This is a genomic window from Lentzea sp. NPDC058436, from assembly GCF_042721515.1.
Classification (GTDB): Bacteria; Actinomycetota; Actinomycetes; order Mycobacteriales; family Pseudonocardiaceae; genus Lentzea.
The window spans coordinates 303,772-326,160 of sequence record NZ_JBHXLF010000003.1 but is presented as its reverse complement, the minus strand read 5'-3'; the positions used below and the strand labels follow the sequence as shown (position 1 = coordinate 326,160).

General features: G+C 69.9%; 20 protein-coding genes. 16 read left to right on the top strand and 4 right to left on the bottom strand.

Annotation, left to right across the window (positions count from 1 at the left end; all coding sequences use genetic code 11):
* Positions 1 to 70: 70 nt before the first annotated feature.
* Positions 71 to 253 carry an NAD-dependent epimerase/dehydratase family protein gene (locus ACFWN2_RS15245; RefSeq protein WP_382427934.1) on the bottom strand — a complete coding sequence of 61 codons (183 nt, stop codon included), beginning with the start codon at positions 251 to 253 and terminating at the stop codon, positions 71 to 73.
* Between the two features lie 88 nt (positions 254 to 341).
* On the opposite strand from ACFWN2_RS15245, the gene ACFWN2_RS15240 reads away from it, so the two are divergent.
* On the top strand, positions 342 to 1,151 hold the full coding sequence (locus ACFWN2_RS15240; RefSeq protein WP_382427931.1) for a sigma-70 family RNA polymerase sigma factor: 810 nt from the start codon (positions 342 to 344) through the stop codon (positions 1,149 to 1,151).
* An 87-nt stretch (positions 1,152 to 1,238) separates the two neighbouring features.
* Positions 1,239 to 1,979 carry an RNA polymerase subunit sigma-70 gene (locus tag ACFWN2_RS15235; protein WP_382427930.1) on the top strand — a complete coding sequence of 247 codons (741 nt, stop codon included), beginning with the start codon at positions 1,239 to 1,241 and terminating at the stop codon, positions 1,977 to 1,979.
* On the opposite strand, the gene ACFWN2_RS15230 is transcribed toward ACFWN2_RS15235, so the two are convergent.
* A complete protein-coding gene (locus ACFWN2_RS15230) occupies positions 1,918 to 3,102 on the bottom strand; it encodes an MFS transporter (RefSeq protein ID WP_382427928.1) in 1,185 nt (394 codons plus the stop codon). The genes ACFWN2_RS15235 and ACFWN2_RS15230 overlap by 62 nt on opposite strands.
* A gap of 98 nt (positions 3,103 to 3,200) precedes the next feature.
* Positions 3,201 to 3,689: a transcriptional regulator gene (locus tag ACFWN2_RS15225; RefSeq protein ID WP_030471611.1), complete on the bottom strand. Its 489-nt coding sequence runs from the start codon at positions 3,687 to 3,689 to the stop codon at positions 3,201 to 3,203.
* A gap of 257 nt (positions 3,690 to 3,946) precedes the next feature.
* Between ACFWN2_RS15225 and pyrR the strand changes: the two genes are divergently transcribed.
* The 13 genes from pyrR to ACFWN2_RS15160 all read left to right on the top strand — a co-directional run bounded on the left by pyrR (position 3,947) and on the right by ACFWN2_RS15160 (position 19,820).
* Positions 3,947 to 4,519, top strand: a complete 573-nt coding sequence (gene pyrR / locus ACFWN2_RS15220; protein WP_382427926.1) for a bifunctional pyr operon transcriptional regulator/uracil phosphoribosyltransferase PyrR — start codon at positions 3,947 to 3,949, stop codon at positions 4,517 to 4,519.
* Positions 4,516 to 5,448, top strand: coding sequence for an aspartate carbamoyltransferase catalytic subunit (locus ACFWN2_RS15215; protein ID WP_382427924.1), 933 nt, complete (start codon positions 4,516 to 4,518; stop codon positions 5,446 to 5,448). The genes pyrR and ACFWN2_RS15215 overlap by 4 nt, the downstream gene beginning before the upstream one ends.
* Positions 5,445 to 6,725: a dihydroorotase gene (locus tag ACFWN2_RS15210; protein WP_382427922.1), complete on the top strand. Its 1,281-nt coding sequence runs from the start codon at positions 5,445 to 5,447 to the stop codon at positions 6,723 to 6,725. Before ACFWN2_RS15215 ends, ACFWN2_RS15210 begins: the two co-directional genes overlap by 4 nt.
* The gene (locus tag ACFWN2_RS15205; RefSeq protein ID WP_382427920.1) at positions 6,722 to 7,210 is read left to right on the top strand and encodes a transporter; all 489 of its coding nucleotides are present in this window, start codon (positions 6,722 to 6,724) and stop codon (positions 7,208 to 7,210) included. The genes ACFWN2_RS15210 and ACFWN2_RS15205 overlap by 4 nt, the downstream gene beginning before the upstream one ends.
* Positions 7,207 to 8,319: a glutamine-hydrolyzing carbamoyl-phosphate synthase small subunit gene (gene carA / locus ACFWN2_RS15200; protein WP_382427918.1), complete on the top strand. Its 1,113-nt coding sequence runs from the start codon at positions 7,207 to 7,209 to the stop codon at positions 8,317 to 8,319. Before ACFWN2_RS15205 ends, carA begins: the two co-directional genes overlap by 4 nt.
* Positions 8,319 to 11,621 carry a carbamoyl-phosphate synthase large subunit gene (carB, locus tag ACFWN2_RS15195; RefSeq protein ID WP_382427916.1) on the top strand — a complete coding sequence of 1,101 codons (3,303 nt, stop codon included), beginning with the start codon at positions 8,319 to 8,321 and terminating at the stop codon, positions 11,619 to 11,621. Before carA ends, carB begins: the two co-directional genes overlap by 1 nt.
* Before the next feature lie 5 nt (positions 11,622 to 11,626).
* Positions 11,627 to 12,442, top strand: coding sequence for an orotidine-5'-phosphate decarboxylase (gene pyrF, locus ACFWN2_RS15190; protein ID WP_382428727.1), 816 nt, complete (start codon positions 11,627 to 11,629; stop codon positions 12,440 to 12,442).
* Positions 12,443 to 12,737: 295 nt separating this feature from the next.
* A complete protein-coding gene (gene mihF, locus ACFWN2_RS15185; RefSeq protein ID WP_030471603.1) occupies positions 12,738 to 13,055 on the top strand; it encodes an integration host factor, actinobacterial type in 318 nt (105 codons plus the stop codon).
* Entirely contained in the window at positions 13,052 to 13,648 is a 597-nt protein-coding gene (gmk, locus tag ACFWN2_RS15180; protein WP_382427915.1) for a guanylate kinase, read from the top strand. The genes mihF and gmk overlap by 4 nt, the downstream gene beginning before the upstream one ends.
* Positions 13,649 to 13,650: 2 nt before the next feature.
* Entirely contained in the window at positions 13,651 to 13,929 is a 279-nt protein-coding gene (rpoZ, locus tag ACFWN2_RS15175) for a DNA-directed RNA polymerase subunit omega (RefSeq protein WP_045313812.1), read from the top strand.
* A gap of 424 nt (positions 13,930 to 14,353) precedes the next feature.
* Positions 14,354 to 15,607, top strand: coding sequence for a bifunctional phosphopantothenoylcysteine decarboxylase/phosphopantothenate--cysteine ligase CoaBC (coaBC, locus tag ACFWN2_RS15170; protein WP_382427913.1), 1,254 nt, complete (start codon positions 14,354 to 14,356; stop codon positions 15,605 to 15,607).
* Positions 15,608 to 15,644: 37 nt separating this feature from the next.
* On the top strand, positions 15,645 to 16,847 hold the full coding sequence (gene metK, locus ACFWN2_RS15165) for a methionine adenosyltransferase (RefSeq protein WP_382427911.1): 1,203 nt from the start codon (positions 15,645 to 15,647) through the stop codon (positions 16,845 to 16,847).
* An 84-nt stretch (positions 16,848 to 16,931) separates the two neighbouring features.
* The gene (locus ACFWN2_RS15160; RefSeq protein ID WP_382427909.1) at positions 16,932 to 19,820 is read left to right on the top strand and encodes a hypothetical protein; all 2,889 of its coding nucleotides are present in this window, start codon (positions 16,932 to 16,934) and stop codon (positions 19,818 to 19,820) included.
* On the opposite strand, the gene ACFWN2_RS15155 is transcribed toward ACFWN2_RS15160, so the two are convergent.
* Complete coding sequence (locus tag ACFWN2_RS15155) at positions 19,807 to 20,295, bottom strand: calcium-binding protein (protein ID WP_382427907.1); 489 nt, start codon at positions 20,293 to 20,295, stop codon at positions 19,807 to 19,809. The two genes, ACFWN2_RS15160 and ACFWN2_RS15155, sit on opposite strands and share 14 nt — an antisense overlap.
* Positions 20,296 to 20,436: 141 nt before the next feature.
* Here ACFWN2_RS15155 and ACFWN2_RS15150 point away from each other — a divergent pair, with 141 nt between their 5' ends.
* Positions 20,437 to 22,383, top strand: a complete 1,947-nt coding sequence (locus ACFWN2_RS15150; protein WP_382427905.1) for a phosphocholine-specific phospholipase C — start codon at positions 20,437 to 20,439, stop codon at positions 22,381 to 22,383.
* The last annotated feature ends 6 nt before the right edge of the window (positions 22,384 to 22,389 follow it).

The following is a 22,389-nucleotide window of genomic DNA, read 5'->3' as shown; positions in this document are numbered from 1 at the left end:
CCGGCCGAGGCCGGAGACGCGTTGGCCGAGCCTCGCGTGCTGCCAGGATGCTGCATGTGCGTCGTGCGCCCTATGGCGTCGCACCACACACACGACCCCGCCGGGTTCCCCCAAAATCAACAATAGCGAGCAGGTCTGACAGTTCTGCCCGCTCGTGCCGGCTCAGCACCGTCACCTCGGCACCGGCCTCGCGCAGCAGCGGGACGACGTGCCGGCCGAGAGTGCCGGTTCCACCCGTGACGACGATCTTCATGATTACCCTCCGGTTGAGTCCGTTGCCCGCTCGACCCGGCAGCGCTCGGGAACGTGACAGGGTGTGTGCCAGGCCACAGGGGGAAGTCGTGATCGCGCAGTTCGAGCAGGAGCGCACGCGTTTGCGTGCCATCGCCCACCGCATGCTGGGCTCGTTCGCCGAGGCGGACGACGCGCTGCAGGACGCCTGGCTCCGCGTCGAACGCGCCGACACGAGCGAGGTCGACAACCCGGCCGCCTGGCTCACGACCGTGGTCGGCCGGGTGTGCCTGAACATGCTGCGCGACCGGCGCGAGCACGCGTTCGAGATGCCCGACCCCGTGGTCGACGTCAGCGAGGAACCCGAGCACAGGGCCGTCGCGAACGACCAGGTCGGGCTCGCGATGCTGATCGTGCTCGACTCGCTCAAGCCCGACGAGCGGCTGGCGTTCGTGCTGCACGACCTGTTCGCCGTGCCGTTCGACGACATCGCGCCGTTGATCGACAAGACGCCGGCCACGACCCGTCAGCTGGCGTCGCGGGCCCGCAGGCGCGTGCAGGACAAGCCGCGGCCCGACGTCGACCTGCCGAAGCAGCGCGAGGTGGTGCGGGCGTTCCTGAAAGCCTCCCGGGAGGGCGACCTGGAGGGACTGGTGTCGGTGCTGCACCCGGACGTGGTGCTGCGCGCGGGTGCCCTCGAAGTCATCGGCGGCCGGAACGTCGCCGGGCGCGCCAGCCTGTTCCGGAAGTTCGCGGCCAGGGCCACGGAGCAGTTCGCCGTCGTCGGCAACGAGATCGGCTTCATCGCTCGGGTGGACGGCGTGCCGTTCTCGATCATGGCGTTCACCGTGCGCGACGGCCGGATCGTCGCGATCCACGTGATCCAGGACCAACAACAACTGGCCGCGCTTGTTCCGTGAGCAGTACCACTGCCGTCGCTGGTCACATCGGACGCCGATCGGGTGTCTATTGGGAGGTGGGCGCACGAATCGACAGGGGAACCGGTGATGATCCGGCAGTGGGACCAGGGGGACGGGCTCGCCTACCGCATGCTCGGCAGGTTCGCCGACGCGGCCGACGCGGTCAGGCAGGCGCAGCGCAAGATCGAGAAGACCGGTGAGCCGGGCTGGCTGAGCACGGTGGTCGCGCGCGTGAGTCTCACGATGCTGCGCGCGCGGGCGAAGAACGGCTTCGAGATGCCGGACCCGGTGGTGAGCAGGGAGCCGAACCACGAACCGGGCCTCGGCGTGCTGACCGCGCTCGACGCGCTGACCCCCGACGAACGCGTCGCGTACGTGCTGCACGACATGTTCGGCGAGCCGTTCGAGCAGGTGGCGCCGTTGATCGGCCGCACACCGCCCGGCGCGGCGCAGGTCGGGGCGCGGGCGCGGCAACGGGTGGCGGGCAGGCCGGTGTCCGATGTGGACCTGGCGGGGCAGCGCGAGGTCGTCGACGCGTTCATGGCCGGTGAGGACGTCCTGGACGCCGAGGTCACGCTGCGGTCGGAGGAGATCTGGTTGCGCGGCACCGGAATGGTCGCGCCCAGGGCGGCGTTGCTGCGGGCACCGTGCATGGAGCCGGCGGTCGTCGGTGGCGAGGCGGGACTGGTGTCGACCGCGGACGGTCAGCCGGCCGCACTGGTGGCGTTCACGGTGCGCGACAAGAAGATCGCGGCGATCCACGCGATCACGGACCGGGAGCACGTCCGGCGGCTCGTGGCACCAGCACCCACACCGCCACCGCGCTGAGCGACGCCGCGACCCCCGCGGCCGCGAACGCCAGCGCGGGCGACCTCTCGAACAGCAGCCCGCCGACGGCCGACCCGATCGGCATGCCCAGCACGTTGAGGCTGATCGACACCGCCAGCACGCGTCCCAGCCGAGCCGGGTCGGTGCGGCGTTGACGCAGCGTCAGCAGACCCACGTTGACCAGGCCGGACACCAGCCCGATCAGGGCCAGGCCGAGGGCGAGCCCGGTGACGCCGGCACTCGCGACCGGCAGCGCGACCGCTGTGGCCGCGGTGCCGGCGATCATCGCCGCGCGTTCCCGGCCTTCGCGCAGCACGTGCCCCGCGACCAGCGCGCCGACGAGACCCGCCAGTCCGGCCGCACCCCACAGCCACCCCGCCCGCGCCTCACCGGCCACCGCCGGTACCGCCACCACCAGCACACCCCATGCGACCTGGTAGAGGCCGTAGGACACGACCAGCGCGCGCAGCACCGGATGCGTCAGGACGTAACGCACGCCGTCGACGGTGGACCGCAGCAGCGGCGGATGCCCGGCCCGCGCGGAACGGTCCGGAGGCAGCAAAAGCATGAGCGGGCAGGCCACGCAGTAGAGCGCGGCGATCACCAGCAGGGCGGTCCGCCCGCCGGCCACCAGGAACACCGTGCCGGCCAGCACCGGCCCCAGCACCTCGACCAGGTTGAACAGGGCGGAGTCGAGCGCGTTGGCTCGTTCGGCGGCATGTCGCGGCACCAGCCTGGGCAGCAGCACGCGGACACCGGCGATGTTGAGCGGACTGGTGAGCGAGTACAGCGCGGCCAGCACCACGACCGGCACGACGGCGGCGGGGACGAACGCCAGCGCGGCCACCAGCGCCGCGCTCGCGACCAGGTCGGCCACGATCGAGCGGACCACCCCGGCGCGGTCGAGCAGGGCGCCCGCCACCGGGCTCACCAGCAGGCCGGGCGCGACGGCGGCGAACACCACCAGACCCGCGAGCGCGGCCGAGTCGAACAGCTCCAGCACGTGCAGGACCAGCACGAACGTGAACATCTGCTCGGCGAGCCGTGAGCACAGCGCCGCGCCGAGCAACGGCGCGACCCGCGGCGTCAGCAGTACCTGGCGGTAGGTCGGACTCCCGGTCACGCGGCGTCGCTCCGGCGCAAAAGCAGCAGTGGCTCCCCCGACGTCCTCAGGGCGACTGGCAGGACGTCAGGGGAGCCACTGCTCCTGGACGGAAGAGTTCAGTCTTCCTTCGCGGGACGGGCCTCGGGAGGCAGCACACCCCAGTCGATGAGCTGCTCGGTGAGCTCGCCCGGCGTCATGTCGTAGATGATCGCGAGCGAACGCAGGTCCTCGGTGCGGATGGAGAGGACCTTGCCGTTGTAGTCACCGCGCTGCGACTGGATGGTCGCGGCGTAGCGGGCCAGCGGTCCGACCTTCTCGACCGGCAGCTGCTGCAGCCGTTCGAGGTTGATCACGATCTTGGTGGCCGGCTCGGCGCCGGAGGGCACGCGGCCCTCGGGCAGGAGCTCGGCGACGGGAACCCCGTAGAAGTCGGCCAGCTCGGCCAGCTTCTGCACGGTCACCGCGCGGTCGCCGCGCTCGTAGGAGCCGACGACCACGGCCTTCCAACGACCGCCGGACTTCTGCTCGACGCCGTGCAGGGACAGACCCTGCTGCTGGCGGATAGCGCGGAGCTTGGCCCCCAGCGCCTTGGCGTAGTCGCCCATGTGGCGGTTCTCCGTTCATTCGCCCCGTCAGCAGTACGGGCGTGCTGCGGGGAGGCTTAGATCGATACGCAGAGTAATGATTACTCGCCGTGGTCGGCAGGTCAAGCTGATCTCAAGGAGAGACGCGCGCCACGCCTGGCCTACCACTCGGATGGTTGACCGTCCGTAGGTGATACGGTGCAGGTCAGCCTAGTTGCAGCTAGGTGTCCGACGTCCTTTAAGGACCCGTCCAGTGAGGCGGGGAAGGAGGTCCAGCCGTGGCGTCACGTCAACGTGGCGCGACGGATCCGGCCGGGGATCGCGAGATTCTCTCGGCCGGTGACGTCGCGCGCACTGTCGCCCGAATGGCCCATCAGATCATCGAGAAGACCGCTCTCGATGCACCCAGCGCACCCGACGTCGTCTTGATGGGTATTCCCAGCCGGGGAGCCCCCCTCGCACGGCGCCTTGCCGCTAAGATCGCCGAATTTTCCGGCCGGACGGTGCACGAGGGCACGCTCGACATCACCCTCTACCGCGACGACCTGCGCAGAGGCCCCACCAGGCCCCTCGAAGCGACGAAGCTGCCCGACGGCGGCATCGACGACAAGCTGGTCGTGCTCGTGGACGACGTGCTGTTCTCCGGCCGCACGATCCGCTCCGCCCTCGACGCGCTGCGCGACCACGGCCGGCCCCGCGCCGTCCAGCTCGCCGTGCTGGTCGACCGCGGTCACCGCGAGCTGCCGATCCGCGCGGACTACGTCGGCAAGAACCTGCCGACGTCGAAGACCGAGGACGTAGTGGTGATGCTCGAGGAGTTCGACGGCCGCGACGGAGTGGTGCTGAAGTGAAGCACCTGCTCTCCACCGACGGCCTCGACCGCGACCAGGCGATCGCGATCCTCGACACCGCGGACCGGCTGAAGCAGGCGCTGCTCGGCCGCGAGGTCCGCAAGCTGCCGACGCTGCGCGGCCGCACGGTGATCACGATGTTCTACGAGAACAGCACGCGCACCCGCGTGAGCTTCGAGATCGCCGGCAAGTGGATGTCCGCGGACGTGATCAACGTCAGCAGCTCTGGTTCCAGCGTCAGCAAGGGCGAGAGCCTGCGGGACACCGCGCTGACCCTGCAGGCCGCGGGCGCCGACTGCGTGATCGTGCGCCACCCGGCGTCCGGTGCCGCCCACCGGCTCGCGGGCTGGCTCAAGCACACCAGCACGTCCGTGGTGAACGCCGGCGACGGCATGCACGAGCACCCCACGCAGGCGTTGCTCGACGCCGCCACGCTGCGCGACCGCCTGGGCAGCCTCGACGGCCGCCGCGTCGCCATCGTCGGTGACGTCCTGCACAGCCGGGTCGCCCGGTCGAACGTGCACCTGCTCACCACGCTCGGTGCCGAGGTCACGCTGGTCGCGCCGCCGACCCTGCTGCCCACCGGCGTCGAGAACTGGCCGGTCACGGTCTCGCACGAGATCGACTCCGAGCTGGCCTCGCAGGACGCGGTGATGTTGCTGCGCGTGCAGGCCGAACGGATGACCGGCGGGTTCTTCCCGAGCTCGCGCGAGTACTCGATCGCCTACGGCCTCAACGAGCGGCGCCTCAAGCTGCTGCCAGAGCACGCCGTCGTGCTGCACCCCGGCCCGATGCTGCGCGGCATGGAGATCGCCTCCGTCGTCGCCGACAGCCCGCAGGCCGCCATCACCGAGCAGGTCCGCAACGGTGTCCACGTGCGCATGGCCGTGCTGTACCACCTGCTTGCCCATGAGGAGGAGAACGCGTGAAACCCTTGCTTCTCAAGGGAGTTAGGCCCTACGGCGAGGGAGAACCGATCGACCTGCTGATCCGCGACGGCGTGATCGCAGAAGGATCGGACGAGAACGCCGAGATCATCGAAGGCAACGGCGCGGTTCTGCTTCCGGGCTTCGTCGACCTGCACACCCACCTGCGTGAGCCGGGTCGCGAGGACACCGAGACCATCGAGACGGGCTCGAAGGCCGCCGCGCTCGGTGGCTACACGGCCGTCTTCGCCATGGCCAACACCGATCCGGTCGCCGACAACGCCGTCATCGTCGAGCACGTCGCCCGCCGCGGCCAGGAGGTCGGCCTGGTCGACGTCCACCCGGTCGGCGCCGTCACCGTCGGGCTCAAGGGCGAGAAGCTCGCCGAGCTCGGCACGATGGCGAACTCGAAGGCGGGCGTCAGGGTCTTCTCCGACGACGGCCACTGCGTGCACGACCCGCTGATCATGCGCCGCGCGCTGGAGTACTCGAAGGCGCTCAACGCCGTCATCGCCCAGCACGCCGAGGAACCGCGCCTCACGGTCGGTGCCCAGGCGCACGAGGGCGAGAACGCCTCCAGGCTCGGCCTGCAGGGCTGGCCCGCCGCGGCCGAGGAGTCGATCGTCGCCCGCGACTGCATCCTCGCGAAGCAGGTCGGCGCGAGGCTGCACGTCTGCCACGTCAGCACCACCGGCACGGCGGACGTCCTGAAGTGGGCCAAGGCGCGCGGCACCAAGGTGTCCGCCGAGGTCACCCCGCACCACCTGATCCTGACCGACGACCGGCTCGCCACCTACGACCCGGTCAACAAGGTCAACCCGCCGCTGCGCACGCAGGCCGACGTGGACGCGCTGCGCCAGGCGCTGGCAGACGGCACGATCGACTGCGTCGCCACGGACCACGCCCCGCACGCGATCCAGGACAAGGACTGCGAGTGGTCGGCGGCCCGTCCTGGCATGCTCGGCCTGCAGACCGCGCTCGGCATCGTCGTCGAGACCATGGTCAGGACCGGCCTGCTGGACTGGCGCGGTGTCGCACGGGTCATGAGCGAGAAGCCCGCCGAGATCGCCGGGCTGACCGACCAGGGCCGTCCGATCGCCGTCGGCGAGCCCGCGAACCTCGTGCTGGTCGACCCGGACGCGTCCTGGACGGTCAACGGCGCCGAGCTCGCGAGCATCGCGGGCAACACCCCGTTCGAGGGCATGGAGCTGCCCGCCGCGGTGACGGCCACCATCTTGCGTGGCCGGGTGACCGCGCTGGCGGGGAGGATTGCGCGATGACCCGGATCCTCCTTTCCCTGGCGGTCTTCCTCTTCTTCGCCCTGTGCGTCTACGGCATGTGGCACGGCTGGAGGCGACGCCAGCGCAAGCAGGCCGACCTGCCCGCGTTCCCCTCGACACCGGACAAGCTCGGCGCGGCGAGGCTCGCGACCACGGGCGTCTACATCGGGACGACGAACGCGGGCAACTGGCAGGACCGCATCCAGGTCGGCGACGTCGGCCACCGCGCGGAGGCCACGCTGAGCCTGGTGCCGGAGGGCATCGCGATCGACCGCGTCGGTGCCTCGCCCCTGTTCATCCCCGCCGAGTCCATCCGGGACGCCCGCACGGACCGAGGCCTCGCGGGGAAGGTCATGTTCAGCGACGAGGGCTTGTTGGTGGTGCAGTGGGAAAACGATGGCCACCTGTTCGACACTGGCTTTCGCGGTGACGACAAAGACGTTTACGACGAATGGCTTGAAGCTCTAGTGGGAGGCAAGGCGTGACGAACGCGGCATTGGTGCTGGAAGACGGACGTGTCTTCCGCGGTGAGGCGTACGGAGCGACCGGCGTCTCGCTCGGCGAGGTCGTGTTCTCCACGGCCATGACCGGGTACCAGGAGACCCTGACCGACCCCTCCTACCACCGCCAGATCGTGGTGCAGACCGCGCCGCAGATCGGCAACACCGGCTGGAACGACGAGGACGACGAGTCGTCGAAGATCTGGGTCGCCGGTTACGTGGTCCGCGACCCCGCGCGCACGCCGTCGAACTGGCGGTCCAAGCGCGGTCTCGACGAGGAGCTCGCGAACCAGGGCGTCGTCGGCATCGCGGGCCTCGACACCCGCACCCTGACCCGTCACATCCGCGAGCAGGGCGCGATGCGCGCCGGTGTCTTCTCCGGCTCCGACCTCACCGACGACGCGTCGATGGTCGAGCAGGTCAAGGCGTCTGCCGAGATGGTCGGCGCGAATCTCGCGGTCGACGTCACCACCGACAAGCCGTACGTCGTGGAAGCCATCGGCGAGAAGAAGTTCACCGTCGCGGCGCTCGACCTGGGCATCAAGTCGAACACCCCGCGGATGATGGCGGCGCGCGGCATCGAGGTGCACGTCCTGCCGCTCACGAGCTCGTTCGAGGACGTCCTGAAGGTCAGCCCGGACGGCCTGTTCCTCTCCAACGGCCCCGGCGACCCCGCGACGCAGGACCACGCCATCGCGCTGACCAGGGAGGCACTGGGCCGCAAGCTGCCGCTGTTCGGCATCTGCTTCGGCAACCAGATCCTCGGCCGCGCGGTCGGCCGCGGGACGTACAAGATGCGCTACGGCCACCGCGGCATCAACATCCCGGTCATCGACGTGACCACCGGCAAGGTCGCCATCACCTCGCAGAACCACGGGTTCGCGCTGGAGGGCACGCCGGGCGAGGAGTTCTCCTCGGAGTTCGGCCGCGCCGTGCTGTCGCACTACTGCCCGAACGACGGCACCGTCGAGGGCGTCCGGCTGCTCGACGCGCCGGCGTTCTCCGTGCAGTACCACCCCGAGGCCGCGGCGGGCCCGCACGACGCCGCGCCCCTGTTCGACGACTTCGTGACCATGATGAATGAGGCCCGCTGATGCCGAAGAGGACTGATCTCAAGCACATCCTGGTCATCGGCTCCGGCCCGATCGTCATCGGTCAGGCCTGCGAGTTCGACTACTCGGGCACCCAGGCGTGCCGCGTGCTGCGGGAGGAGGGCATCAGGGTCAGCCTGGTGAACTCCAACCCGGCGACGATCATGACCGACCCCGAGTTCGCCGACGCCACCTACATCGAGCCGATCACGGCCGAGTTCGTGGAGAAGGTCATCGCGCAGGAACGCCCGGACGCGATCCTGGCGACGCTGGGCGGCCAGACGGCGCTCAACACGGCCATCGCGCTGCACGAGCGCGGTGTGCTGGAGAAGTACGACGTCGAGCTGATCGGCGCGGACATCGACGCCATCCAGCGCGGCGAGGACCGGCAGATCTTCAAGGACCTGGTCCGCAAGATCGGTTCCGACGTCCCGCGTTCCGCTGTCTGCAAGACGATGGACGAGGTCCGCGCGACCGTCGCCGAGCTCGGCCTGCCGGTCGTCATCCGGCCGTCGTTCACCATGGGCGGCCTGGGTTCCGGCATGGCGTACACGCCGGAGGAGCTGGAGCGGCTCGCGGCGATCGGCTTGGAGGAGTCTCCCGTCACCGAGGTGCTCATCGAGGAGAGCGTGCTCGGGTGGAAGGAGTACGAGCTCGAGCTCATGCGCGACCGCAACGACAACGTGGTCGTTATCTGCTCGATCGAGAACATCGACCCGATGGGCGTGCACACCGGTGACTCGGTCACGGTCGCGCCCGCGATGACGCTGACCGACCGCGAGTACCAGCACATGCGCGACGTCGGCATCCAGGTCATCCGCGAGGTCGGCGTCGACACCGGCGGCTGCAACATCCAGTTCGCGATCCACCCGGACAACGGCCGCATGGTCGTCATCGAGATGAACCCGCGCGTGTCGCGTTCGTCGGCGCTGGCGTCCAAGGCGACCGGCTTCCCGATCGCCAAGATCGCCGCGAAGCTCGCCATCGGCTACACGCTCGACGAGATCACCAACGACATCACGGGGGAGACCCCGGCGTCGTTCGAGCCGACGCTCGACTACGTCGTCGTGAAGGCGCCGCGGTTCGCGTTCGAGAAGTTCCCCGGTGCCGACCCCACGCTGACGACCACGATGAAGTCGGTCGGCGAGGCCATGTCGATCGGCCGGAACTTCGTGGAGGCGCTGGGCAAGGCGCTGCGTTCGCTGGAAACGAAATCGGTCGGTTTCTGGACGCAGCCGGACCCGGAGGGCTCTACTCTGGAGTCCACGCTGAAGCAGCTGGAGCGCGGCCACGACGGCCGCATCTACACCGTCGAGCGCGCTCTCCGGCTCGGTGCGTCCATTGAGGACGTGTACAACGCGTCGAAGATCGACCCCTGGTTCATCGAGCAGATCGCCTGGCTCGGCACGTTGCGCACGGAGCTCCTGGAGGCTCCCGTGCTCGACGAACCGTTGCTGCGCAAGGCGAAGCGCGCCGGCCTGTCCGACCGGCAGATCTCCGTCCTGCGCTCGGAGCTCGCCGGTGAGGACGGTGTGCGCGCGTTGCGGCACCGTCTGGGCGTGCGTCCGGTCTACAAGACGGTCGACACGTGCGCGGCGGAGTTCAAGTCCGAGACGCCGTACCACTACTCCGCCTACGAGCTCGACCCGAACGCCGAGACGGAGGTCGCGGAGCAGCGGGAGAAGCCGAAGGTGCTGATCCTGGGCTCCGGCCCGAACCGCATCGGCCAGGGCATCGAGTTCGACTACTCGTGCGTGCACGCGGCGATGGCGTTGCGGGCGGCCGGGTACGAGACCGTCATGGTCAACTGCAACCCGGAGACGGTGTCGACGGACTACGACACCTCCGACCGCCTGTACTTCGAGCCGCTGACGTTCGAGGACGTGCTGGAGGTCGTGCACTCCGAGCAGCGCTCCGGCACCGTCGCGGGCGTCATCGTGCAGCTGGGCGGCCAGACGCCGCTGGGCCTGGCGAAGCGCCTGGCCGACGCCGGCGTGCCCGTCGTGGGCACGACGCCCGCAGCGATCCACCTCGCCGAGGACCGCGGCCAGTTCGGCAAGGTGCTGACCGAGGCCGGGCTGCCCGCGCCGAAGTTCGGCACCGCCACGTCGTTCGACGAGGCGAAGGAGATCGCGGACGAGATCGGCTACCCCGTCCTCGTGCGCCCCTCCTACGTGCTCGGCGGGCGCGGCATGGAGATCGTGTACGACGAGGAGTCGCTGTCGGGCTACATCGCCCGCGCGACCGAGGTGACGCCCGAGCACCCGGTGCTGGTCGACCGGTTCCTCGACGACGCCATCGAGATCGACGTCGACGCGCTGTGCGACGGCGAGGAGGTGTTCATCGGCGGCGTGATGGAGCACATCGAGGAAGCCGGTGTGCACTCCGGCGACTCGTCGTGCGCGCTGCCCCCGATCACCCTGGGCGCCTCGGACATCGAGAACGTCCGCCGCTCCACCGAGGCCATCGCGCGCGGCATCGGCGTGAAGGGCCTCCTGAACGTCCAGTACGCCCTCAAGGACGACGTTCTGTACGTCCTGGAGGCAAACCCGCGTGCGTCGCGCACGGTGCCGTTCGTGTCCAAAGCGACGGCCGTGTCGATGGCCAAGGCCGCGTCGCGCGTCATGCTCGGCGCCACGATCGCCGAACTGCGCGTCGAGGGCATCCTGCCGGCCACCGGTGACGGCGCCCGGCTGCCCGAGCACGCGCCGGTCGCGGTGAAGGAAGCGGTCATGCAGTTCCACCGCTTCCGCACGCCGGAAGGCCACGGCGTGGACTCGTTGCTGGGCCCGGAGATGAAGTCCACCGGCGAGGTCATGGGCATCGACTCGTCGTTCGGCAAGGCGTTCGCGAAGTCGCAGACGGCGTCCTACGGCTCGTTGCCGACCAAGGGCAAGGTCTTCGTGTCGTTCGCGAACCGCGACAAGCGCGCGATGATCTTCCCGGTCAAGCGCCTCGCCGACCTCGGTTTCCAGATCCTGGCGACCGCGGGCACGGCGGAGGTGTTGAAGCGCAACGGGATCCCGTGCACCGAGGTGCGCAAGCACTTCGAGGGCGACGGCAACGTCGTCGACATGATCCTGGCCGGCGAGATCGACATGATCTTCAACACGCCGTACGGCAACAGCGGTCCCCGTGTGGACGGTTACGAGATCCGCACCGCCGCCGTGGCCAAGGACATCCCTTGTGTGACCACGATCCAGGGCGCTGCCGCGGCCGTGCACGGCATCGAGGCGCTCATCCGGGGTGACATCGGGGTCCAGCCGCTGCAGGCCCTCCAGGCGGCGCTGCGGGGTGACGCGTGACGCCGGTGGTGAACTTCGGGGAGAAGCTCGCGAAAGCCGTTGCGGCGCACGGACCCCTGTGCGTCGGGATCGACCCGCACCCGAGCCTGCTGGAGGCGTGGGGCCTGTCCCAGACCGCGGAGGGCCTCGAAAGGTTCGCTCTGACGGCCGTGGAGGCGTTCGGCGGCAACGTGGCGATGGTGAAGCCGCAGGCGGCGTTCTTCGAGGCCCACGGGTCGCGTGGCGTCGCCGTGCTGGAGCGGGTGATCGCGGAGCTGCGCGACTCGGGCACGCTGGTGCTCGTGGACGCCAAGCGCGGCGACATCGGCTCGACCATGGCCGCCTACGCCCAGGCGTACCTGGGTGACGGCTCGCCGCTGGCCGGTGACGCCGTGACGGTGTCGCCGTTCCTCGGCTTCGGATCGCTGCAGCCCGCGCTCGACACGGCGCGGGCGACGGGCAGGGGCGTGTTCGTGCTCGCCCTCACCTCGAACCCGGAGGGTGCGCAGGTCCAGCGGTCGGTTGCTCCGGACGGGCGAACCGTGGCTCAGACGATCATCGATTTCGCCTCCGCTCGGAATTCAGGCATTTCCCCGTGCGGCGATGTCGGTCTCGTCGTGGGTGCCACGATCGGGGAAACGGATGTAGACCTCGCCGGGTTCAACGGGCCGGTTCTGGCGCCCGGTTTCGGCGCTCAGGGTGGCTCCGCGGCTGATCTAAAACGGCTCTTCGGGCCCGACATGCGCAACGTCTTTCCGACTTCTTCACGAGATGTTCTCAAGCACGGGCCGGACGTGTCTTCGCTGGTCAGCGCCGTGCGGAGGGTCCAGGAGAGCCTCTGAGGAGGGGCGCGCCACAACTTTTGGGGTGTGGCGCGCTCACCTGGGGAAACATGTGTTGGTAGGGTCCACGCACCGGCTGCCCCGCTGGTCACCGGCCTCATAGCACACGTAACGTGTGGGATGAGTCGCCGGAGGGCGGTGATCAGGCCGCCGGAGGGTGTTGGTACTACTACCACCCGCCGCATCACTCATGACCGCTGAAGATTTACCTGACTGGGTCACGTTGTACTCAGGCAATTGCGGTCGGTACGGTCGCGGCACCGATCCGAAAAGAATCCACACCACGGAGGAAATCGTGGCTCTTCCCCAGCTTACCGAGGAGCAGCGGGCCGCAGCGCTGGAGAAGGCTGCTGCCGCTCGTCGCGCTCGGGCTGAGCTCAAGGAGCGCCTCAAGCGCGGCGGCACGACCCTGACGGACGTGCTCAAGGCCGCCGAGAGCGACGAGGTCCTGGGCAAGATGAAGGTGTCCGCGCTGCTCGAGGCCCTCCCGGGCGTCGGCAAGGTTCGCGCGCAGCAGATCATGGAGCGCCTCGAGATCGCTCCCAGCCGTCGCCTGCGCGGTCTCGGTGACCGTCAGCGCAAGGCCCTGCTCTCCGAGTTCAGCGGAGAGTGATTGGCACCGAGGCGGGGGCGGGCTCTGCCCGTCCCCGCCTCACCGTCTTGTCCGGGCCGTCCGGAGTTGGCAAGTCCAGCGTCCTGACGGAGCTGCGCAGGCAGCAGCCCGATGTCTACTTCTCCGTCTCGGCGACCACCAGGAAGCCGAGGCCGGGCGAGGTCGACGGGGTGCACTACCACTTCGTGGACCACGAGAAGTTCCAGCAGATGGTAGACGCGGGCGAGTTCCTCGAACACGCCGACTTCGCCGGAAACCGCTACGGAACCCCTCGCAGGCCCGTCGAGGAAGCACTGGCCTCCGGCCGCCCCGCCCTGCTGGAGATCGAACTGCAGGGCGCGCGGCAGGTCCGAGTGGCCATGCCGGAAGCCCGGCTGGTCATGCTGGCGCCCCCGTCCTGGGAGCACCTGGTCGGCCGGCTGACCGGCAGAGGTACCGAACACCCGGACGTCGTCGCACGCCGGCTCGAGATCGCCCGCGAGGAGCTGGCGGCCGAGAAGGAGTTCGACGAGGTCGTCGTGAACGCCGACGTGCAGTCGGCCGCGGCCGACTTGCTATCCTTGATGGTCGGACCACGAATTTCAGGAGTCTGAAAGTGATCACCCACACCGAGCTCGGTCACCTGACCGGTTCCCCGGAGGGCATCACCAACCCGCCGATCGACGACCTGCTTGAGCAGGTGAGCTCGAAGTACGCGTTGGTGATCTACGCCGCGAAGCGTGCCCGCCAGATCAACGACTACTACGCGCAGCTCGGCGAGGGCCTGCTCGAGTACGTCGGCCCGCTCGTCGAGCCGGGCCCGCGTGAGAAGCCCCTCTCGATCGCGCTCCGCGAGATCCACGCCGGTCTCCTGGAGCACACCGAGGGCGAGTGAGCCGACACTCTGGGGTGACGTGTGTTCGCGGAAAGCGCGAACCGGGTCGTCTCGGCGTGTCTTGTGGGGGCCAAGCCCCCACACCCCAGCCGGGGGCTGCGCCCCCGGACCCCCAGGGCGGGTGCTCCGTCGTCTGACGTGGCTCTCGAACCACCAGGGGTTCTCCCTCGTCTGATGGGGACTTCGGGCCGCACCTGGCCCAGGCTCGCGGCCTGCAGCTCCACCAAGGCCCGCACCTCGGCCCAGGTCGAAGGCCTGCAGCCCCACCTGAGGCCGAGACTCGCGGCTCACAGCTCCAACGGGCCCTCGGCTCAGCCGAGTCCCGTGGCTCCACAGCTCTACCGGGGATCCGTCCCCGGACCCCAGCGGGGCTCCTCCTCCGCGGAGGCGTGACCCTGGCCGGTCGTTCCTCACAGGAGAGTCCTTGAACCCCGCCGCACCTGACGCCGATGCCCCCGCCAAGCCCAAGATCGTCCTGGGCGTCGGCGGGGGCATCGCCGCGTACAAGGCCTGTGAGGTCCTGCGCCGCCTGACCGAGTCCGGTCACTCCGTGCGCGTCATCCCGACCGAGGGCGCGCTCAAGTTCGTGGGCGCCGCCACGTTCGAGGCGCTGTCCGGCCAGGTCGTGTCCGCCGACCCGTTCGACGACGTGCACGAGGTGCCGCACGTCAAGCTCGGGCAGAACGCGGACCTGGTGGTGGTGGCGCCGGCGACGGCGAACCTCATCGCGAAGGCCGCGCACGGCCTCGCGGACGACCTGCTGACGAACACCCTGCTGACCGCGCGCTGCCCGGTCCTGCTGGTGCCGGCGATGCACACAGAGATGTGGGAGCACCCGGCCACCCAGCACAACGTCCAGCTGCTGCGCGGCCGTGGCGTGGTCGTCGCGGAACCGGCGTCCGGCAGGCTGACCGGCAAGGACACCGGCAAGGGTCGCCTCCCGGACCCGGCCGAGATCGTCGAGCTGGCGAAGCTCCTCCTCGTGCAGCCGGACGGGCTTCAGCGGACCCTCGAAGGCGTGCACGTCGCGATCTCCGCCGGCGGCACGCGGGAACCGCTCGATCCGGTGCGGTTCATCGGCAACCGGTCGTCCGGCAAGCAGGGATATGCACTCGCTCGGGTGGCTGCCCAGCGCGGCGCACGCGTGACTTTAGTCGCGGGAAACACCGCCGATCTCACGACGCCGGCGGGTGTGGACCTCGTGAAGGTCGGCTCGGCGGTCGAGTTGCGCGACGCCATGCACGAGGTCGCGGCGGACGCGGACGTGGTCGTGATGGCCGCCGCGGTGGCCGACTTCCGGCCGCTGTCGCTCACCGGGCACAAGATCAAGAAGACCGACGGCGACCCCGACCCGATCGCCCTCACGAAGAACCCCGACATCCTCGTGGAGCTCGTTTCCGCACGTAGGAGCGGCCAGCTGATCGTCGGGTTCGCCGCGGAGACCGGGGACGAGACGACGTCGGTGCTCGACTACGGACGGGCGAAGCTGAAGCGCAAGGGGTGCGACCTCCTGGTGCTGAACGCGGTCGGGGACGGCAAGGCGTTCGAGCAGGAGGACAACGCCGGCTGGCTGCTGTCCCCGGACGGTTCCGAGACGCCTATACCGCACGGACCGAAAACTCAAGTGGCGTCCGCTGTGTGGGACGCGGTTACCGCTCGCTTGACTCAGCCTCAGTAGTATTTTCCCGAGTCCAACCCGCAACGAAGGAGTGTCCGTGAGCCAGCACAGCAGCAGGCTGTTCACGAGTGAGTCGGTGACCGAGGGACACCCGGACAAGATCTGTGACGCGATCAGCGACTCGATCCTGGACGCGTTGCTCGCCAAGGACCCGCGCTCTCGTGTCGCCGTGGAGACGCTGGTGACCACGGGTCAGGTCCACGTCGCGGGTGAGGTCACGACTGAGGCCTACGCGGACATCCCGACGATCGTGCGCGAGAAGATCCTGGAGATCGGTTACGACTCGTCGGCGAAGGGCTTCGACGGCCACTCGTGCGGTGTGAACGTGGCGATCGGCGCGCAGTCCCCGGACATCGCGCAGGGTGTCGACACGGCGTTCGAGAACCGCGTCGAGGGCGCTGACGACGAGATCGACAAGCAGGGCGCCGGCGACCAGGGCCTGATGTTCGGCTACGCGTGCACCGACACGCCCGAGCTGATGCCGCTGCCGATCGCGCTGGCCCACCGCCTGTCGCGTCGTCTGACCGCGGTCCGCAAGGACGGCACGGTCCCGTACCTGCGCCCGGACGGCAAGACGCAGGTCACCATCGAGTACGCGGGCGACCAGCCCGTGCGCCTCGACACCGTCGTCATCTCCACGCAGCACGCGGACGGCATCGACCTGGAGAAGCTGCTCGGTGTTGACCTGCGCGAGCACGTCGTGGCGCCGGAGATCGCCGAGCTGGGCATCGACACCTCGGGTGTCCGCCTGCTGACGAACCCGACCGGCCGCTTCGTCATCGGTGGCCCGATGGGTGACGCGGGCCTGACCGGCCGCAAGATCATCGTCGACACCTACGGCGGTATGGCCCGTCACGGTGGTGGCGCGTTCTCCGGCAAGGACCCGTCGAAGGTCGACCGCTCGGCCGCCTACGCCATGCGCTGGGTCGCGAAGAACACCGTCGCGGCGGGCCTGGCCACCCGCGTCGAGGTCCAGGTCGCCTACGCCATCGGCAAGGCAGCCCCGGTGGGCCTGTTCGTCGAGACGTTCGGCACCGAGACCGTCGACCCGCAGAAGATCCAGCAGGCCATCACCGAGGTGTTCGACCTCCGGCCCGCCGCGATCATCCGCGACCTCGACCTGCTCCGCCCGATCTACGGCCCGACGGCCGCGTACGGTCACTTCGGCCGCACCGACGTCGACCTGCCGTGGGAGTCGACGGACCGCGCGGAGGCCCTGCGCAACGCCGCCGGCGCCTGATCCAGCACGCACGAACGGCCCGCGTCCCTTCGGGGAGGCGGGCCGTTCCGCGTATTTCGGTCCCGGTGAGGGTCTCCGCTCTGCGTGGGGGACAACACGACCGGTCTGCGCGCGGTGCCGCGCCCGCTCGACGTCGAGCTGCCGCGCCTGCGTCTTGTGGACCGGCTCAGCGCGCGGTGGTGCCGTCCGATCACCCTGGTGACGGCTGGCGCGGGCTTCGGCAAGACCACGGCGCTGGCGCAGGCGGTCCGTGCGAACCTCCTGGAGCCACAGGGCGTCGACGCCTGGGTGACGTGCGGTCCCGGCCACGAGGACGCCGTTCGGCTCGCCACCGCGATCCTGGACGCCCTCGGCGCGGCCCCCGGTTCCGAGCCCGGCGCACGAGAGGTCCTGGTCGCCCTGCGCCGCACAGCGCCGCTCGACGTCTGCCTGCTGCTCGACGACGTGCACGAGGTTCCGGACGGATCACCGGGCGCACAGCTGCTGGAGGCCGTCGCACGCGCACTGCCGGACACCGCACACCTCGTCCTGTCGGGCCGCACCACGCCCGCGCTGCCACTGGCCCGCAGGCAGGCGGCGGGGGAGGTGGCCGCGATCGAGACGGCCGAACTCGCCTTCACCGGCGCCGAGACCGCCGCACTGGCCAGGAGCTTCGGCCGCGAACCCGCCGGAGACCTCCACGGCTGGCCCGCGCTCGTCAGGCTGTCCCTCACGGCCGGGCCCGCCGCGTCGTGGCGTTACGCCGCCGAGGAGGTGCTGAGCCGCCTGCCGCCACGGCTGCGCGACACGTTGGCCGCGCTGGTGGTTCTCAGGTCCGCGACCGCCGAGGAAGTGGGAGCGTTGGCGGCCAACGCCGAGATGGAGCACCTCGTCCGCGAGGTGCCGTTGGTCGACCGGCTCGACGACGGCCGGTATCGCGCCCACGACCTGTGGACGAGCCTCGTGCCCACCGAACACCTGCGGGACAAGGCCGTCGAGGTGCTCACGGCACGAGGAGACCTTGCAGCAGCAGGGCGGGTGGCCTACGAGGCGCACGACTGGCCCCTGCTGGCACGCCTGGCGGTCGAACTGGTGCGCACGACCCTGTCGGTGCTGCCCGGCGCGACGGCCCGGCGGTGGCTCGACGCGGTGCCCGCGCGGCACCGGCGAGAGCCCGCGTTCCTGTTGCTCGAAGCGGCTGTCGTGCACGCGGACGACTTCACCGACCCGTCGATCGACCGCCTGGTGGACCAGGCCTGCGCCGCCATGCTCGACGCCGGCGACCACGAGCAGGCCGCCGCGGCGCTCGGCCAGGCCGTGATCACCGCGCACTCCAGGGGAGATCTGGTCAGGCTGGCCCTGGTGGCTCAACGCGCACAACAGCTCGACGCCACGACCCCGCTTCTGAAGGTGCTCAAGCACAGCGCCGCCGCGGTGGTCGCCGAGCTGGCCGGTGATCCGGAGACGGCGTTGTCCCACCTCGTCCAGGCGCCCACGACCGAGGTGCCGAAGACGTTCGCCGTGTCCACCACGAGGTTCCACGTGCACTGCCTGTCGATGTGCGGACGCGGGCAGGAGGCGGCCGAGCTGGCCGAACGCATGCTGGACGACGACCTGGCCCGCCGGCACGCTGCCGCGGCGCGCTGGTTCGACGGTCAGGCCGTCGAGTTCCCAGGGGAGGACGCCGACAGCACCGCGCGCGGTGAGTTCGTGGCGCGTGCCCTGCACACCGTCATCGCCGCGTCGTTCGGCGAGACCACGACCGAACTGCCCGCCGGCCAGGACAACCCCCGTGACGCGGTGCTAGCCTGCGCGTCGCACGCGGCCGTCGCCGTCACGCGCGGCGAAGAAGACTTGGCACGCAACGTCTACGCGCGGCACCTGGCCCGGTGGCCGCTGGAGATCAGGGTCGCCGAACGGCACCTGAGGCGCTTCCTCACGCTCGGCTACGTGCTCAGCGACGAGCTCCGGGAGCGTTGGGACGACACGGATCTGGGCCCGTCGCACCGCAGGGCGCGGGCGGCCGGGCGAGCGTTTCTCCAGGCACGGCAAGGCGATCTCCGCGACGACCTCGACGAGGAACACGCCCTGTGCTTCCTGCCGCTGCCGTGGTCGGTGGAACTGGCGGCCCGTCTCGCGGCGGTGGGCAGGACGAAGCTGGGCACCTGGCTGGCCGACCGCGTGGGACCGGCGGTCCATCGCCGGTTCCGCGAGCTCACGCGGGATCCGGACCTCGCCGCCGGTGCCACCAGGCTGCTCGCCACCGTGCCCGCACCACCGGACCACCCGATCGGCATCGAGGTCATCGGGCCGATGCGGGTCACCAGGAACGGCCTCGCCGCCGACGCGCCGGAACTGCGCCGCGTCCGCGTCCGCCAGTTGCTGGGCCTGCTGGTGCTGCGACCCGTCGTCACCCGCGACCAGGCGGTGGACCTGCTGTGGCCCGACCACGATCCCGCCGGTGCCGCGCGGAACCTGCGGGTCACCATGACCCACCTCCGGCGGCTGCTGGAGCCGGGACGTGCCGGTGGGGAGGCCAGCTACTGCCTGCGCAGCGACGGCGACAGCATCAGGCTGGTCCGAGGCGGGTTGCTGACCGCGGACCTGTGGTCGTTCCACGAGCTCGGCGAGGCGGACCTGGGAGACGCGGTGGCGTTGTGGCGCGGAGATCCGCTGCCGGACCTGGCAGGGGTGTGCGAGGCGGAGATCGCCCGGATCAGGTCGCGGCACGTGCGCAACCTGCTGGCACTGGGCGAGCTCCGCCTCGTCACGGGAGATCCGGCCGAGGCGCACCAGCTCGCCGATCGGGCGTGGGAGCTGGAGCCGTTCGAACCGCGCGGGCACCGGCTGGCGCTCGCGGCCGCGTTGCGCGCACGGAATCCACAAAGGACTTCGGAGACCCGTGCGCGCGTGCTGGACTCGTTGCGGCAGATCGGAGTTCGGCCCGATCCCGCCACCGAGATCCTGCTGCGGCAGACGGTCAGGGGCAGCTGACCGGGTTCTCCGTGGACGGCGTGCAGAAGTCGAGTCCGGCCTGGCCGTCGCCGTAGTCGTCGGGGTGCAGGTCGCCGGACAGCAGGTCCTCCCCGTCGCCACCGAACAGGTTGTCCTTGCCGGGCTCGCCGTAGACGGTGTCCCGGTCGCCGCCGCCCTGGACGTAGTCCGCGCCCGCCCCGGCGCAGACCAGGTCGTCGCCCTGGCCGCCGTAGATGACGTCGTTGTCGCCGAGGCCGAGGATGATGTCCGCACCGGTGAGCCCGTAGATGACGTCCGGCCCGTTGCTGCCGACGATCACGTCCGGTCCCGGGCCGCCGAAGATGACACCCGAGCCGACGATCGTGGGCACGGCGTTGTAGCAGTCCGCCTGCGTCGGTCTGTTCTGGAACTCCGGCGGCACCTCGTCGGCTGATGCGACCCCCGCGGTGCACAGGCCGATGGCGAGCGCTGCGGCAGCGATGCGCAGTCTCATGGTTGCTTCCCCTCTTCCGTGTCTTGCCAACGGGCAGAAGCGTCACAACCGGGCGTTGCCCGAACGCTAACCGGAGGTCAGGAGGCTTTGTTCATACGAGAGTCGGTTCCCCGCCATGTGCCACGACTACAAACTGTGGTCATGTCGCTCTCTCGTCGTGGGTTCATGGCTGCCGTCGCCGCAGCAGGTGCGGGCACGCTGCTGCCACCGTCGGTGTACGCCGCGTTGGCCCGTGAGCCCCGTGCGGGAGGGTTGCGGGCGATCAAGCACGTCGTGATGCTGATGCAGGAGAACCGTTCGTTCGACCACTACTACGGCACCCTCCGCGGCGTGCGCGGGTTCTCGGACCGCAACGCGCTGAAGGGTGTGTTCGACCAGTCGGGTGTACTGCCGTTCCCGGTGCGTGAGGCGGCGTCCGGTCGCGACATCCAGTACATCGGTGACCTGGACCACAGCTGGAACGGCGGGCACTCGGCGTTGCGCGGTGGGTGGAACGACAACTGGGTGCCGGCGAAGACCGCGGCGACGATGGCGTTCTACACGCGTCAGGACATCCCGTTCCACCACGAGCTCGCGGACACCTTCACGCTGTGCGACGCCTACCACTGCTCGGTGCCGTCCTCGACCTCGCCGAACCGGAACTACTGGGTGTCCGGGTACACGGGCTTCGAGCCGTCGGGTGGCCGTGCGACCGGCAACGCGGCCTACAGCGAGGACACGCACACCGGCTACACGTGGAAGACGTACCCGGAACGCCTTGAGGCGGCGGGGAAGTCGTGGCGGGTCTACCAGGAGTGGGACAACTTCCAGGACAACAACCTGGAGTTCTACGTGCGGTTCAAGGAGATCGCGCGCAAGGTGCTGCCGGCGGGGTTCAAGTCGCTCGACAAGCTGTACGGCACGGGCGACCCGGCGTTGATCGGCTCGCTCGACCTCTCGAAGCTCTCCGCGGCCGAGAAGTCGTTGTACTCGCGCGGGTTGCAGCGGGTGAGGCCGGGCGGGCTCGGGGAGGCGTTCCGCGCGGACGTCACCGAGGGGCGGTTGCCCGCTGTGTCGTACCTGGTTCCGTCCTCTGTGGACTCCGAACACCCCGGGGCGTCGTCGCCCGCCGCCTCCGCGTCGATCACCTACCAGGTGCTGGACGCGCTGGCGTCGAACCAGGAGGTGTGGGAGTCCACGGTCCTGTTCATCACCTATGACGAGAACGACGGCTTCTTTGACCACGTGCCGCCGCCGCGCCCGCCGTTGTCCGTGACGGACGAGTACGTGGGCGACCGGCCGTTGGGGCTCGGCGCGCGCGTGCCGATGACCGTCGTCTCGCCGTGGTCCGTAGGCGGTTACGTGAACTCGCAGGTGTTCGACCACACGTCGATTACGCGGTTCCTTGAGACGTGGACCGGCGTGCGGTCGGAGGAGATCTCCGCGTGGCGCCGGACCGTCGCTGGAGACCTGACCTCGGCGTTCGACTTCGACCGGCGCCGGACGTGGCCCGAGGTCGGCGAGCCCGCCGCCGTGCCGTCCGCGACACCGCGCTGGCGTCCCGCACCTCCGTCCGACCAGAAGATGCCGGAGCAGGAGCCCGGACGGCGGCGTGCGCGCGCCCTTCCGTACCAACCGGACGCTTCGTTGCGCGGCTCTCTGCTGGAGATGTCGAACTCCGGATCGGCGTCCGCGCACTTCGCGCTGTACCCGTACTCGGGCCAGTTCGCGCTCCCGCAGCACTTCGACGTCGCCTCGTCCGAGTCGTTCGAGATCGCGGGTGACCACGACCTCGTGTTGCTGGGCCCCAACGGTTTCCGCCGTGAGTTCGCCGGTACCTCCTCCGGTCATGCGCGAGTCTCGTCGTCGGTGCGCGGATACAGCCGTGTGCTGACGTTGACGTTCGAGAACAGCGGTTCGTCGCGCCTGACGTTCGTGCTGGGGCGGCGTCGTTACGTCGTGAGGCCAGGACATCGGCACGTGATCCCGTGGCTGACAGTCATGAACTCCGGCTGGTACGACCTCACGGTGACCGTGGAGGAGGAACCGAAGTTCCGCCGCCGTCTCTGCGGTCACATCGAGAACGGCCGCGAGTCGATCTCAGGCTAACGTCTG